The sequence below is a fragment of the uncultured Fibrobacter sp. genome, from assembly GCF_937877005.1.
Lineage (GTDB): Bacteria > Fibrobacterota > Fibrobacteria > Fibrobacterales > Fibrobacteraceae > Fibrobacter.
Genome location: NZ_CALEFV010000298.1, coordinates 1 through 13159, shown reverse-complemented (window position 1 = coordinate 13159; position 13159 = coordinate 1). Strand labels below are relative to the sequence as shown.

Annotated in this window: 15 protein-coding genes and 1 pseudogene; 10 read left to right on the top strand and 6 right to left on the bottom strand. The window is 50.9% G+C overall.

The features are described 5' to 3' along the window. From Q0628_RS13390 to Q0628_RS13370, 5 genes are all read left to right on the top strand, one after another. The coding region (locus Q0628_RS13390; protein WP_298771782.1) for a hypothetical protein at positions 1–514 on the top strand (514 nt) is incomplete at its 5' end. A gap of 47 nt (positions 515–561) precedes the next feature. Next, entirely contained in the window at positions 562–873 is a 312-nt protein-coding gene (locus tag Q0628_RS13385; RefSeq protein WP_298771780.1) for a BspA family leucine-rich repeat surface protein, read from the top strand. A gap of 6 nt (positions 874–879) precedes the next feature. Continuing rightward, positions 880–1842 (top strand): hypothetical protein, encoded by a 963-nt coding sequence (locus tag Q0628_RS13380; protein WP_298771778.1) that lies wholly within the window; start codon positions 880–882, stop codon positions 1840–1842. Positions 1843–2193: 351 nt separating this feature from the next. Further along, complete coding sequence (locus Q0628_RS13375) at positions 2194–2457, top strand: hypothetical protein (RefSeq protein WP_298771774.1); 264 nt, start codon at positions 2194–2196, stop codon at positions 2455–2457. After that, complete coding sequence (locus Q0628_RS13370; RefSeq protein ID WP_298771772.1) at positions 2454–2621, top strand: hypothetical protein; 168 nt, start codon at positions 2454–2456, stop codon at positions 2619–2621. The genes Q0628_RS13375 and Q0628_RS13370 overlap by 4 nt, the downstream gene beginning before the upstream one ends. 55 nt (positions 2622–2676) lie before the next feature. Here Q0628_RS13370 and Q0628_RS13365 read toward each other — a convergent pair whose 3' ends face one another. Next, positions 2677–3060, bottom strand: coding sequence for a hypothetical protein (locus Q0628_RS13365; RefSeq protein ID WP_298771770.1), 384 nt, complete (start codon positions 3058–3060; stop codon positions 2677–2679). 143 nt (positions 3061–3203) lie between these two features. On the opposite strand from Q0628_RS13365, the gene Q0628_RS13360 reads away from it, so the two are divergent. Continuing rightward, positions 3204–4118, top strand: a complete 915-nt coding sequence (locus tag Q0628_RS13360) for a PD-(D/E)XK nuclease family transposase (RefSeq protein ID WP_298771768.1) — start codon at positions 3204–3206, stop codon at positions 4116–4118. An 18-nt stretch (positions 4119–4136) separates the two neighbouring features. Here the strand turns inward: Q0628_RS13360 and Q0628_RS13355 are convergent, their stop codons facing one another. The 3 genes from Q0628_RS13355 to Q0628_RS13345 all read right to left on the bottom strand — a co-directional run bounded on the left by Q0628_RS13355 (position 4137) and on the right by Q0628_RS13345 (position 6750). Continuing rightward, positions 4137–4742, bottom strand: a complete 606-nt coding sequence (locus Q0628_RS13355; RefSeq protein ID WP_298771766.1) for a fibrobacter succinogenes major paralogous domain-containing protein — start codon at positions 4740–4742, stop codon at positions 4137–4139. Further along, positions 4742–5365 (bottom strand): HAD family phosphatase, encoded by a 624-nt coding sequence (locus tag Q0628_RS13350; RefSeq protein WP_298771764.1) that lies wholly within the window; start codon positions 5363–5365, stop codon positions 4742–4744. Before Q0628_RS13350 ends, Q0628_RS13355 begins: the two co-directional genes overlap by 1 nt. A 62-nt stretch (positions 5366–5427) precedes the next feature. Further along, a complete protein-coding gene (locus tag Q0628_RS13345; RefSeq protein WP_173338273.1) occupies positions 5428–6750 on the bottom strand; it encodes an aspartate kinase in 1323 nt (440 codons plus the stop codon). A 255-nt stretch (positions 6751–7005) separates the two neighbouring features. On the opposite strand from Q0628_RS13345, the gene Q0628_RS13340 reads away from it, so the two are divergent. From Q0628_RS13340 to Q0628_RS13325, 4 genes are all read left to right on the top strand, one after another. After that, positions 7006–8163, top strand: a complete 1158-nt coding sequence (locus Q0628_RS13340) for a hypothetical protein (RefSeq protein ID WP_298771758.1) — start codon at positions 7006–7008, stop codon at positions 8161–8163. Between the two features lie 84 nt (positions 8164–8247). Then, a complete protein-coding gene (locus tag Q0628_RS13335; protein ID WP_298771756.1) occupies positions 8248–9357 on the top strand; it encodes a hypothetical protein in 1110 nt (369 codons plus the stop codon). 55 nt (positions 9358–9412) lie between these two features. Continuing rightward, entirely contained in the window at positions 9413–10486 is a 1074-nt protein-coding gene (locus tag Q0628_RS13330; protein WP_298771754.1) for a hypothetical protein, read from the top strand. A 97-nt stretch (positions 10487–10583) separates the two neighbouring features. Beyond that, on the top strand, positions 10584–11489 hold the full coding sequence (locus Q0628_RS13325) for a sigma-54 dependent transcriptional regulator (RefSeq protein ID WP_298771752.1): 906 nt from the start codon (positions 10584–10586) through the stop codon (positions 11487–11489). Here Q0628_RS13325 and Q0628_RS13320 read toward each other — a convergent pair. Together Q0628_RS13320 and Q0628_RS13315 are read right to left on the bottom strand one after the other, a co-directional pair. Then, positions 11486–12430, bottom strand: a complete 945-nt coding sequence (locus Q0628_RS13320; RefSeq protein WP_298771751.1) for a PorV/PorQ family protein — start codon at positions 12428–12430, stop codon at positions 11486–11488. The two genes, Q0628_RS13325 and Q0628_RS13320, sit on opposite strands and share 4 nt — an antisense overlap. Positions 12431–12455: 25 nt before the next feature. Then, a pseudogene (locus Q0628_RS13315) lies at positions 12456–13159 on the bottom strand (phosphomannomutase); the annotation flags it as partial.

The following is a 13159-nucleotide window of genomic DNA, read 5'->3' as shown; positions in this document are numbered from 1 at the left end:
TACGGATGAATATGGACAGGAATGCCTAATAGAAATGTATAACTATCCGACTGTCCAGGTTCTTGGCGACAATGTTGACTTTAAGATTTTGCCTGTAGCAGATATGATAGACGAAGATGATGAGGGTGTTGGCTATTGGCAATCTACCATTTACAAGAATCCTCCTTACCTCAAGGCTCTCGTTCTGAAAAAAGGGTTCAAGTTCAATGAATCGGCTTACGGCAACGACTATCTTTTTCTTGATGACGGGAATGGCAATCAAATTCCTCTTTTCGACAAAAACGACAAGCCCCTAAAAGTATTGAAGGACTTTGATCATTCCAAGTTCAAAAACTATTGTGCATTCCCTGAAGATGACTTGGTTGAAGACGACGAAGGGAAATATCACCTTAAGAAAAATGCCTATAAGAAGTACTCTAAACCTCAAAAAGCTGAAGAATCCCCAAAGGCGACTGTAGTTAAAAAGACCACTGAACAAAAAATGGTTGTTGCAAAAAAAATAAAGATGATTTAAGGAAAAAAAATTTAGCAGCCATAAAACAGAATGGTACAAATTGTGACTTGAATTTCATCGATGTATCTAAAATTACAGATATGAGTGATTTGTTTTCTGATGAGGATCTTTCACAATTCGCCGGTGATATCAGTAAATGGAATGTATCCAAGGTGACCAATATGTGGGGCATGTTTTCTGGATCTCAGTTCACTGGAGACCTAAACAAGTGGAAGGTGTCCGATGAGACGGACATGGAGGATGCCTTCAAGGATTCTGCTCTAGAAAAAATGGGCAAAATCCCTAAATGGTATAAGGAGAAAGAAGTTTTTTTTGGTGGGGAATATACACCCGGTTACATCAAGAACATGTTAATATAGTTTTGTTTGGAGGATTATTTTATGATGTCAGTAACAACTACTATCACGATGGACAAGAAGAATATTGAAAAGTTCATCAAGCTGTATGGCGAAGGCAATGGCGATTTTTCGCTGTCACTCGTTATCCCCGAACCTGATTACGAAAAAGAAAAGGCCGCCAAATCTCCAGCCAAGAAAACCGCTTCTGTGAAGAAAAAATCGACGGCGAAAAAGAACAGCAGTAACGAGGACTGGTACGAGTGGCGTATAGAAAATTGGGGTACTAAAACCGATGCCATGGATTACGGAGACGGACTTGCCTTGCGCGACATTTTGTGTGGAGACCTAAATTTTCAAACAGCCTGGAATCTGCCTATCAAAATATTTGAAAAGATGGCCGCAGACGGTCTTGAATTCGATATATATTGGGAAGCCGAAGACGTAGCCGATTTGGGAATCGGCAGGGGCAAAGCAAAAGACGGAAAATTCTGGCACTGCATAGATTTTAACGAAACCGCAGAGCGGTATAGAGAATTAACCGATGAAGAATGGGATCCGCGAGATTGCGCTTTTGTCAACCATGTTGACGAATATGGGAACAACTGCGAAATCGACACATCGCGTGTTCTTGTTTATGCCAATGACTTCCTAATAGTTCCTGTAAAGAAAATACTGGAAACGGGTTCCGAATTAGATTGTTGTGCAGATAAAGCTTATAAAATACCCTCTTATTTTAGAAGTGTTTACGAAATAGAAGATTGGGGTGGTGACATTGAGTATTCCGACTATCTTCGTTACTCAGGCGATTCAGACGATGTTTTCCTCCTCGATAAAAAAGGGAACAAAATTAAAAGTCTATCCGATTTTGACCACAGTGAAAAAGACGAGAATGGCTATGTATATTACCCGGTCCCTTGCAGCGACATGAAAAATGATTGCTTGACCAAGACCGCCGAAGAAAAATGGCGCAAGAAATTGAAAATAAAGTAAAGTGTAGCCTTAGGAGAGTATCACGCGATATTGTCGCCGTGACGCCAGAGATGGCGTCGTGGTGGCTTTCATATAACCCGCACAATCGTAGAATTTCCTGCGAGAAGGTAGACTTGCTTTGCAGAAAAATCAAGAGCGGGGAATGGCGACCGTTTCCCGGTATAGAGGTTTTTGATACGGGGCGACTTTGGAACGGACAGCACCGCTTGACAGCGATTGTTCAAACGGGGGCGGTCGTTCCTTTGCGTGTAACCGTTTATAAAAAAGTTCTAAAGGAAACTATGGATCCCCATGTGGAGCAAGACTAGACAAGTATTGGAATCGCGGCTTTGCGACGTGCTTAAAGATCGTGTGAAATTTCACTACGATGTCTATAGGACAAATAGGGACAAGGAAAACAGGCTTTGGTTCACCGAAATGAATGTGTTCTCCACTTTGGTGGATGACGAAGTCTGGTTTTCTACAAATCCGCAATACTATGTTGAGCTGTATCGTTCAGATGTATTGTGTGTTTGTTCGCAGGTTGACAAGAATGAGATAATCAAGAAGTTCGGGAATGTCCCTGCGTCCGATGACAGTTCCGATAATGTGATGTTCTTGTTCACAGGTTCTTGAACGAGCTTTCGTTTGAGGAATCCTTTACCAACGAGAATTACTTCATTCGCCTGCTAGCCCTTTTGGACAAACGCCTCGGAAAGCGACGGCTCAAGGTTCTTGCCGATGGCGTAGATTCCGAACCCGAGTGGTTTCGCAAGTGGATAAAGCTCCGGACAGGTTAATATCGCAAACGGCTCCCCATCGGGAGCCGTTGTGACATTTTGTAAGTTTTGAAGTCTACTTTCCGAGAATTGCTTCTTCGGTAAGGTTGAATCGCCGCGTCAGGATTTCCATTGAAACTCCGTCTTGCAGGAGTCCTCTCGCCGTGTTTAGTTTTTCTTCAAGGGCTTTATGCTCCGTGTCGGCAATGGCGTCTGCCACCATCTTGCGGCGGACATCGCCGGCACTTACGAACCCGTATTTCTGTCCTATGCTCTTGAAAGCCATGTCCAGCTCCTTGATGAGGTTGCCATCTACATACTCCTCTAAATATAACTTCACTTTGGAAATAATGCAAGTCGCCTTGTTGTATGGCATCTTCTGCAGCGCGCCCTTGAATTTCGGCAGGATTGCAAGCAAGTTGTCTTTATTGAAAGCGTACTTCATGGCGACAATGCCCATGGCGGCTTCCGTATAGGAATCTTGAAAATTTTACATCTAAAAAAGGTGCCAAAAAGTCAAAAAAAGCGTGTATACCTAAAGATAGGGACATTTTCGCTATCTCTTTGTGGAATATCCCACGACGGATTGTTAAAAAGGATTAAATGACTAGAGAAGAATTTGTCGTTTTTCAGCGGAATCTGAAAAATGCAGATAACAGCGGACTTGACCTTGATGCAGTTGTCAAGGAATACGAGAATCGGAATGTTTATTTCTACAATGATGGATGCATCAAGAAAATTCTTGCAAGCGAGAAGAACTTGATGCTTACGACGGATTTGCTGAATGCGGCGCTGAATCTTGTGGGTTCGGACCGCATCGAGAACCCGAAGCTTGTAAACCCCTATATTCCAGGCGAATTAGGGTACCGCAGTGTTGAACCAGACTTGTTGTTGAGCAATGATCGTGGCGAAGGAATTCCGCGTGACCGTATTTCCATTGATGTTCAGCATGAAAATAACGATTCTCTGTTCAATGACCGTTTGGTTCTTTATGTGGCTCGCCTTACGAGCGGCATGGAAAAGGTTGGAAAGTTTACTCGCCTGGAAAATTTGCATGTGGTCAGTTTCCAGTTTTTTGATGCTTTCAAGGAATCCCCGAATTATCGTCACAAGGTGCAGTTGCGCAATCAGGAACAGCGGGTGTTTTTTGAGCGTCAGACTGTTACGCTCATCGAAGTGAACAAGTTCCTTAGGCAGAAAGATGTGTTTGCGAACGACAATAGTCGCATTGCGCAGTGGCTACGTGCCATCGACACGCTTAATCGTGAAGCTGATTTTAGCGAATTTGCTGCGGATCCCGTGTTCAAGGTCTTGCAAAATGAAGTAAAATTGTGTAATTTTAGTGCTAGATATATGATTAGCACGATGATGAGAGATGTTGAGCAGGCCAGCTGGGAATACAGCGGTGGCCTTAAAAAAGCCCGCGAAATCGCGAAGAACCTGCGCGATAAGGGTGTCGATATTTCCATTATAAAGGAAACGACCAAGCTTTCCGAAGAAGAAATTCGCGAACTTTAATGCTTCTCGAATAATAATTTACTTCACGCACCTAACCGACCGCGCTTCGTCTTTGCCGAAGGCGCTGAGTTTGGCGGCCTTGGTGCTGAAATCGAGCAGTAGGTAGTGGGCGAGCCCGTCGGGGGTTTCCGAGGCGCTCCAGAAGTGGGCATAGCCGCCGATGCCGTCGAACTTGCCGCCCGAAGTTGTGCCGCTGTCATCGCGACCTGCTAGGCGGTAACCTGCAGGGCGTGCGTCAAAGCCGAAGTCATCAGAACCATTGCCTTTCTTAAACCAACCGCTGGTGGACTTGAGTGCAAAACCCGCGACTTCTGTGCCGCCGGCATTTTCGATAAGTTGTTCAAAATCTGCACTGTCGGGGAGTCGCCAATCCTCGGGGCAAATGTGTTTTGCTTCTTCCCAGGTGTAGAGCCGCCCGTACTTGGAGCAGTTTCGTCTGTCGCCTTCGGGACATGCGCTCCCTTCAGCTTCGTAATTCAGGTTCTCGGCCATCCAGGTGAGTTCGCCGATTTTCACGATATCGTAGCTCTGCCCGTCGCGGGAGTCGGTGAACGACTCGGAGCAGGCTTCGAGAAGGACAGCCAAAGACAGAATGGCGAGTATAGAGAAAAGGATCCTTGACATCACGCACCTATTGGAATGAACAAATTTTTTACCCAGTCCACACCGGGAGTGATGTGAAGGGTCTGCAGACCGCAGGCTGCCGCGGCGGCGGTATTGTCGGCGCTGTCGTCGATGAAGATGGTTTCGCCGGGATTGGCGTTCAATGTGCGAATCGCCGCTTCAAAAATTTTCGGGTCGGGTTTTTGCAGGTGGAGTTCCTGGCTCAGAAAGATGTGGTCAAAAAAATCTTCAAGATGGTTGCCGTTTGCGCTGAACCAGTTCTTGCAGCAATATTCCCAGTGCAGTTCGTTGGTATTGCTCAAAAGCGAAACGGTGATGTCTTTTCTTTGGCACAGGCGGCGGAGCGCATTCAGCTTGCGTTCGGCGATGTTAAGGCAGATGGAGTTCCACGCCTTTTCGATATCGTGCGGAGTAGTCCCTGCATTGCATTTGCCTGCAATCTGTTCGCAGAAGCTTTGCGTGTCCACGAAACCGAGCTGGTAGTCTTCCATCAGCTGAGTAGTTGCTCCGCCCTTTTCAAGTTCGACGGCAGGCAGCCCCAAAGCGGCAAAACGCTCGAATGCGTTCTGCATCCGAATGTCCAGAATGACTCCGCCCAGGTCGAAGATGTAATTCTTGAGCATGCGTAAAAAATAGAAAACGGCCCGGATGAAACCCGGGTCGTTTTTCTTTTCTCAATTGCGGATTATTTCACAAATGCGCCGTAGATGGCCTTGATGGCCTTCTCGGTGTCGGCTTCGTCAACACCGGTGATGATGTTGATCTGCGAAGAACCCTGGTCAATAATGCGGACGTTCACCTTGTTGTCGGCGAGAGCGGTGAAGAGCTTTGCAGCCACACCGATCTTGTTCGTCATGCCATGACCCACGGTAGCGATGAGTGCGATACCCGGGAACACCTTGATACGGTCGGGGCGCATCTGCTGCGTGATGTCTTCGAGAACCACGTCCTGCACGGCGTCGAGAGCCTTGCTATCCACCACGATGCTCATGGAGTCGATGGCGCTCGGGCACAGTTCGTAGGAGAGGCCTTCGCTTTCGAGCACGGCGAGCACGCGGCGACCGAAACCGACTTCCTTGTTCATCATGGACTTTTCGATGTAGATCATCGAGAAGCCCTTACGGCCGGCAACGCCCGTAATCGGGAGCTTTGCTTCTTCCGGAGTGGGGCCGATGATGGTACCCGGATCCTGCGGGCGGTTCGTGTTGCGGATGTTGATAGGAATCTTCTTCGCGCGGCACGGAGCGATGGATTCATCGTGGAGCACGCTGGCGCCGGAGTAGGCGAGTTCGCGGATTTCGCGGTAGCTCACGTATTCGATCGGCAGCGGATTTTCGACGATGCGCGGGTCAGCCATGAGCATGCCCGAAACGTCGGTCCAGTTTTCGTACTTGGCGGCATCGATGCCGTTGGCAAGGATAGCGCCCGTGATGTCGGAACCGCCACGGCTGAAGGTCTTGACTTCGCCACGGAGGTTGCTGCCGTAGAATCCCGGCAGCACATAAAGCTGGTTTTCGTCAGACAAGGTCTTCGCGATGTCTTCGTAGGTCTTTGGCGTAATGCGGTACTTGTCGTCGAAGGTGATCAGCGGGAAGGTGTCGACGAAGTTCGCGCCCAGGTACTTGGCCATGAGGCGTGCGCACAGGAATTCGCCACGGCTCACGAGGAAGTCGGTGCTGACGGATTCGGGGTGGTTCTTGAGCTTGTCTTCGAGGCTGTCGAGGTCTTCGGTGAGCTTGTCACCCAGGCCGAGATCGTTGCAGATTTCGTCGTAGCGCTGACGGATCAGGTTCCACGGGGTCGAAAAGTCGAGGCCCTTGGAGGCGAGGTCGTAGGTGCTGTAGAGGAGGTCGGTAAGCTTGGTTTCCTTAGGATTGCGCTTGCCGGGGGCGGAAACGACGATGACCTTGCGGTTCTTGTCGGATTCAACGATGGCCTTGATCTTCTTGAACTGGCCGGCATCGGCGACAGAGCTGCCGCCGAACTTACATACGATTCTTTGACTCATTTTTTCCTTTTGGGCCACCAAACCTCTCGGCTTCGAGCGCAACCGCTTTCCTCACGGTCGTCGTGCCCAAGCCTACCCATCTGGCCAGCCACTTGGTTATTGTGTCTATGTCTGCGACGGCATTTTACCGCCGCGCGGGCGCAATTATAGAAAAATAGGGAGGGTGCGGCAATGGCTGGCAGGGGGCGAAAATTTGTTCCCGCTCCGTTTTTTTTGATTATATTCATTAAATAGATACTATCAGGAGGTTTTTAGATGAAAAAAGCATTACTTGCATCGGTAGCGGCACTGCCCCTGTTCATGGCGGCCTGCAGCGACGACGGTGGCGGCACCACGGGTGTCAACAATGGCGATATCGTCATGAACGGCACTCTCTCGGTGGACGAGGAAATGCAGAGGCTGACGATGGTCCTGGAAGGGTTGACCATGGAGATGTGCGTGCTCGATGACAAGACCATCAACTGGCGTAATGTCTCTTCGGGGCCCATTTACTATAGCTACGCTTATCAGTTCCATGGCGATACGTTACTGCTTACCGACTGCACGGAAGGATGCATCAAGGATGCGGAGCTGTACGTGGGTGGCAAGTCCGGGGATGTCTACGGGGACTGGACCTATACGGGCTGCCTTTATGACACGAAGTCCGACGAGACGGTGTGCGACGAGGCGATGGGTAGCTATTTGGCCGGCGCTTACCATTTTTCGCCGGGGAAGGTGAGCGTGAACGCCCGTGTCGATACGGACGGGTTTACCGAGCATGTCGAGAAAACGGCAAATTACATGGACAGCTATTTTATGTACATGCTGTACCTGAACCTGAGCGGGATTTCCGTGGAACCCGACCTTTCGGGGCTATTCATGGATGCGCAAAGCTACGTGCAGGATTTCCGGGAGGAAATGATTACTGTGAGCGAGCAGACGGACATGAGCCAGACCTTTACGATGGGCGGCGAACCGTATACCGTAAAGCTGAACAAGGTCGAGCTGCTGGATAACATCGAGGCGAGCGTCCAGGGAACTACGGCCGATATCCAGGGCGGTTACGATGTCAGCGTGACGGTGACGCATGGGGAAATTACCTGCGAACTGACCGAGATGAAGAAGGAGGTAGACAAGGGCCTTTGCAAGGAGGAAAATAGGGAGTTCCTGGATATAGATTATGACCTCCTTGAAAACGACTACTACGATGACTACGACGATTACGGCGAATACTATGGAATGGAAGGCGAAGAAGACTATGTGGAAATTTCGTACTATACGAAGTCTAACATGGACGAATTCGTCGATTGCCTTAGGGATATCGCCTCGTCGCCCTATGGAGCCATGTACAAGAAGATGGCCCGGCAGAATGTTGATGCAAAGAAGCGCATCCGGAAGGTGTACGAAAGGTTGCAGAAGCTTTCCGGAAGATAAATTACGAACGAATTAATTTAAAGGATTCCCCGGTCGGCGGGGAATTTTTTATATTCTTCCCGTGGATTTTAAAAAGGAGATAATATGAAGAAGTTTCTTTTGGCTGTTTCCGCAGCTTCGGCCCTGATGATGGTGGCCTGTGGTGACGACAGTTCTTCCGATACGGGTAACGTTGTCATGACGCAGAGGGCTGCTCTTTCCGTGGACGAGGCGCAGCAGATGCTCGTCGTAACGGAACCCGAATCATATCAGGACAAATGTGTCCGTGAACCTGATAGTTCGATAATCTGGAAGAATGTCAAGTTGAACGACGAAAGACTGGTGAAGATGAAGTACGAGTTCCTGGGTGACACGCTGGTTCTTTATGGGTTTGAGGACGGAGAACTGGATAATTACGGCGAGATGTATTTGGGCGGAACTCCAGGAAAGCTTTACGGTACCTGGAACGGTATTTCCTGCGAACATTCCAGGGGCGAGGGCGTAACGGAATGTTACGAGAAAGAGGCCCGCTATGTAAAGTATACCATAAATTTCTCCGAAAGAGAAATTTCCGCAAATTACGAATATAATTACGATCTGTATCTCGAGGACATCGAGGCCAAGGGTTACATGAATTCCGATTTCATGCTGGATTTGTATCAGCTGATTCAATTTGGCTATGGATACGGCGAGATCTATGCGGATCAGATATATGATTTCGATGAATATGAAGAAGGCAACCTGCAGACCGGCATAGAGGAATTTGGTATCGAGATCGTCGAAAGTTCCGAGAAAAGTCAGACCTTCAGGCAGAACGGCAAGACCCTTACGGTTTCTCTGGATAAGATCGACATGAATCTGGATGAGTACGCGGACGAGGAAGTCGAGATTTCCATCAGCCTGACGGACGGAAGCACCACCTGCAATCTGGACTATGAAAAAAGGAATCCGACCAAGGCCATGTGCAAGGCTGAAAATGTGGATAATCTTCGCTTTGAAGAAGATTATGATGACGATGGCAATGAGTATGAATGGGCGTACCGCTACAGGGCGACGAATACTGACGAATTCGTACATTGCGTGTGCCAGATGCTCGGTTACGAGGATCATGTAGTAGCCCCGTTCCTATACAAGAAGGCTGTCGAGAAGGATTCCGCCCGCAAGGATCGTTTGCAGAAACATCTCAAGAAAATGCAGAAGCTTGTCGAAAATTAAGTCCCTTTCTTGACATGGATTTCGTATATTGTTTGGGTAAAAAAGGGAGTGCTCGATGAAAAGAGGATTGCTTGTGACTTTGGCGTTGACCGCTTTCTGGGTGGTCGCGTGCAGCGGAGAAAATTCCTCCGGTGCTGACGGAGAATCGATCGAATCCTCTGATTCCTTGAATTCTTCCGATGATGCCGGATCTTCAAGTTCTGCAAAACAAGATCCTATTGCGGATGATGGCCTGAGCTATACGGTATCCGGCTCGTTCGTTTTGAATGAATCGCGGAACATGGTGATCCTTGCTGCGGATGTCCAGTACGAAAACCAGTGTGTCGTAAGCGATGGTGAATACATCTGGAAAAAGGTCAAGGCGTTCGCATCCGCTGATACCATGGTGTATGCGTTCCGCGGCGATACGCTGCTGTTCTATAATCTCTATAATGGCAGGGCTGGCCGCTATGCCGAAATGTACGTGGGCGGGACCAATGGAAAGATTCGCGGAACCTGGGGAAATACGTTCTGCGAATACGACCGTGAAGAAAATGAAGTACTCTGTGACGAAGAGTCGCATTACATGACGCATGTCATGAATTTCGGCGAGGAAACGGTCGACGCGGTCTTCAGCTATCATCCAGATAAGTTTCTTGAGGAAAACCCCGACGGATACATGCGCACCTATTTCATGGTATACCTCTACGACATGCTGCTGGGCGGTGATGCCGAGGTGTTTGCCCCGGATATTTACGATGCAGTCGGATCTAGCTATTGGATGCAGGTGCTGAACAATGCCGACATCACGATCGACAAGATTTCCAAGACTAGCCAGACCTTCACTCTTGGCGGAAAGACCTATACCGCCACGGTAGAAAGGGATGAACCCCGCTTTAGCGAGGGGGGAGACCTTGACCTCGATATTTCGATTACCGTGAAACAGGGCGATACCTCTTGTCGGCTTGACTACGTGAAGCGCGGAGTGACTGCGGAACTGTGCAAGGCGGAAAACAAGGATTATCTCGATCTGGATTACGAGATGACGGATGATGACGGAAACGAATATGTCTGGGCGTACAGCTACAGTAAAGACAACTCGGAAGAGTACAGGGCGTGTCTCGAAAGCATTGCCGTCATTTCGAAATAGTTCGTTTAATTCTGTAAAAAAACGGGCCGTGGCGTAAAATTCGTCGCGGCCCGGTTCACATCGGGTCTGTTATTGCGTATATAGCGTAGGAGACCACATGAACAGACACGAAACCATGCTACGCATTGCGGCCGGCTCCGATGTCTCGGTGCTTCTGCTTGGCGAATCCGGTTCCGGCAAGGAGGTGGCCGCCCGCTTTATCCACTCGCATGGCGGCAGGGCGGGCGGGCCTTTTGTTGCGCTGAACTGCGGTGCGATTGCGAAGGGACTTGCCGAGAGCGTGCTCGAGGGGCATTGCAGGGGCGCCTTTACCGGTGCCAACGAGGCGCGCCCCGGGATCGTGCGCTCGGCGGAACACGGCACGCTGTTTCTCGACGAAATTGGCGAGATGCCGCTCGAAACGCAGTGCAAGCTTCTGCGGATTTTGCAGGAACGCACCGTGATGCCGCTAGGCGGAAGCGAGGCTGTTCCCGTCGATTTTAGACTCGTATGCGCCACGAACCGCGACTTGCGCGAGGAGGTGTGCTCGGGGCGTTTTCGCGAGGACCTCTACTTTCGCCTGAATGTCTTTCCGGTGAGAATTCCGCCGCTGCGCGAACGCGATGATTTCGAGAAGCTTGCCGCTGACCTGTGGGAAGATATCGTGCAGAACGCCGGCGGCCTGGGCCCCCTTACGGATCGGGAAATGGTGCAGCTGTCGAAAAAGCGGTGGCCCGGGAACGTGCGGCAGCTAAAGAACGTACTTCAGCGTTTCTCGCTGCTGCGGCCCTACGGCGTGAATCTTGCCGAGGTCCTGGAAGACGAATTTTGCGAGTCGGCCGGGCGTGCGCGCGGCTATTCCGGTGAGGTCTGCGAAAGGGAGAGACGCTATACGGTATCGCCCGAATGGAACTTAATTTGTTTGGAACTTGCGCGGAACGAGGGCAACAGGAGTCTCACTGCGCAGAAGCTCGGAATTAGCAGGGGGTGCCTGAACTATCAGATCAAGAAACACTGCAGCTAGAACTTCAGTCCCAGCGTCAGGTAATGGTAGCCGCCATCGAAGGCCTTTTTCGGACTGTAGGCGTAGTCGAAGACGATCATGCCGAAGGTGAGGCCGATACCTGCGCTCACTCCGTCTTCGGTGTCGGGGCGAGCCGCGTAGCCGATGCGCAGGGCGAGCGTTTCCATGTAGTCGATTTCGCCGCCGAAACGCCATTCGGGGTCTTCCATGTCGGCGCGGCGATAGGCGTCGGCGGACAGGTGCAGGTTCCAGAGACTCTGCAGCCCGAAAAGCTTTGCGATGGGGACGATTCCTGTGAGGCCCGCCTGTACGGCCATGGGGGCAGTTTCCTTTTCGCCGTCGTAGTCGCCCATGTAGCCGAAGTTCGTGAGGGTCGTAGCGAAGGCGAGGTATTCGTTCACGCGATACGATCCGCCGATGTCGCCGAGGATGGCGATAGCGGACTGGTCGTCGATCGTCTGCTGGCTGAAGCGCGCCGTGGCGCCCCAGTTGAACACCTTGCCGCGGCTACCGAGTCCCATTTCGAGAGTCCAGGCATAGGCACCGTATTCCGATGTCTTGAAGCCTTCCTCGTCGCGGCCTTCGATGCCATCGTAGCCCAGGAATTCGGCGCCCAGCGAGAATGTGAGCGGGAAATCTAGGAAACTGAATGGCAGCGCGAAGTAGGTCGCCGTGAAGTCGTCGGCGGTGTATTCGGGGAATATCATGTGGTTCACGCCCGCTTCGGCTTCCTGCACGAAGCTCATGGCGAGCGGGTTGCGCGAAATTTCGGAGGCGCGGGTAGCGTCGGCGACGCCTGCGCCGGAAAGGGCCGCGTTGCGTGCCGAGATCTGCATCGAGAGATACTTCATCGAGACTCCACCCGCATCGACGTTCCAGTGCTCCCCGGCAAGTGCTAGGGATGCGGTGGAAAGTGCTACGGCGAGGAATCTTCTAAACATATACGACAAGATACAAAATTAGGCGTTACTTACGCCAGCCTTCCATGATTTTGATGCAGGCTTCGAGAAGTTCGGCGGAGCGTACCTTGTCCTCGGTCTCCACATAGCAGCGAAATTCGGGGGCGTTTCCGCTGGGACGCAGGTGGACGATGTCGCCGGAATCGAATTCCATGCGATATCCGTCGGTCTCGTCGATGGAGACCACCTTGCCATGGAAGGGCTTGGGGGCGGAGCCGTCCTTGGGCTTGAAGCGGCTTGGTTTCGCAGTGAGCGAGCCGAACAGCTTTTCGCCGAGTTTCTTTTCGCGGATTTCGGCAAGTTTCGCCTTCGAGGTCTCGGTCGGGAATTCCTTGAGACGGTCGCTGAGCGTGAAACGCTTCGGGAGTTTCTTGAGCAGGTCCACGACGCACATGCGTTCTTCGCGGACGCGTACCATCACGGCAAGCATCGGGAGGAGTGCATCGCGGGTCGGGAGTGCCTTGAGCGTACGGGTGCCGTCGGCAAATTCGCGGGTGAGGTCGGTCTGCAGCAGGAATCCGCCGTTTGCCTCGTAGCCAGCTACGGAGGCGTTCTTGTCGGCGCTGTCCATCAGGCTTTCCATGCCGGCAATCACGTAGGGGCTGCCGATGCGTGTGCGACAGATTTTCTCGAAGCTGTTGGATTTTTCGAGCGACGTGTTGCAACTCACCGGAGTTGCAATGCGCTTGATGTGAAGCGCCTGGGCAGCCA

What these genes read in the sequence shown, in the direction of transcription:
- Q0628_RS13350 (WP_298771764.1), bottom strand. Translation starts at nt 5,365, where the DNA reads ATGCTCAAGAATTACATCTTCGACCTGGGCGGAGTCATTCTGGACATT.
- Q0628_RS13340 (WP_298771758.1), top strand. Translation starts at nt 7,006, where the DNA reads ATGAAAAAAGCATTACTTGCATCGGTAGCGGCACTGCCCCTGTTCATG.
- Q0628_RS13320 (WP_298771751.1), bottom strand. Translation starts at nt 12,430, where the DNA reads ATGTTTAGAAGATTCCTCGCCGTAGCACTTTCCACCGCATCCCTAGCA.
- Q0628_RS13355 (WP_298771766.1), bottom strand. Translation starts at nt 4,742, where the DNA reads ATGTCAAGGATCCTTTTCTCTATACTCGCCATTCTGTCTTTGGCTGTC.
- Q0628_RS13360 (WP_298771768.1), top strand. Translation starts at nt 3,204, where the DNA reads ATGACTAGAGAAGAATTTGTCGTTTTTCAGCGGAATCTGAAAAATGCA.
- Q0628_RS13365 (WP_298771770.1), bottom strand. Translation starts at nt 3,060, where the DNA reads ATGGGCATTGTCGCCATGAAGTACGCTTTCAATAAAGACAACTTGCTT.
- Q0628_RS13335 (WP_298771756.1), top strand. Translation starts at nt 8,248, where the DNA reads ATGAAGAAGTTTCTTTTGGCTGTTTCCGCAGCTTCGGCCCTGATGATG.
- Q0628_RS13330 (WP_298771754.1), top strand. Translation starts at nt 9,413, where the DNA reads ATGAAAAGAGGATTGCTTGTGACTTTGGCGTTGACCGCTTTCTGGGTG.
- Q0628_RS13345 (WP_173338273.1), bottom strand. Translation starts at nt 6,750, where the DNA reads ATGAGTCAAAGAATCGTATGTAAGTTCGGCGGCAGCTCTGTCGCCGAT.
- Q0628_RS13325 (WP_298771752.1), top strand. Translation starts at nt 10,584, where the DNA reads ATGAACAGACACGAAACCATGCTACGCATTGCGGCCGGCTCCGATGTC.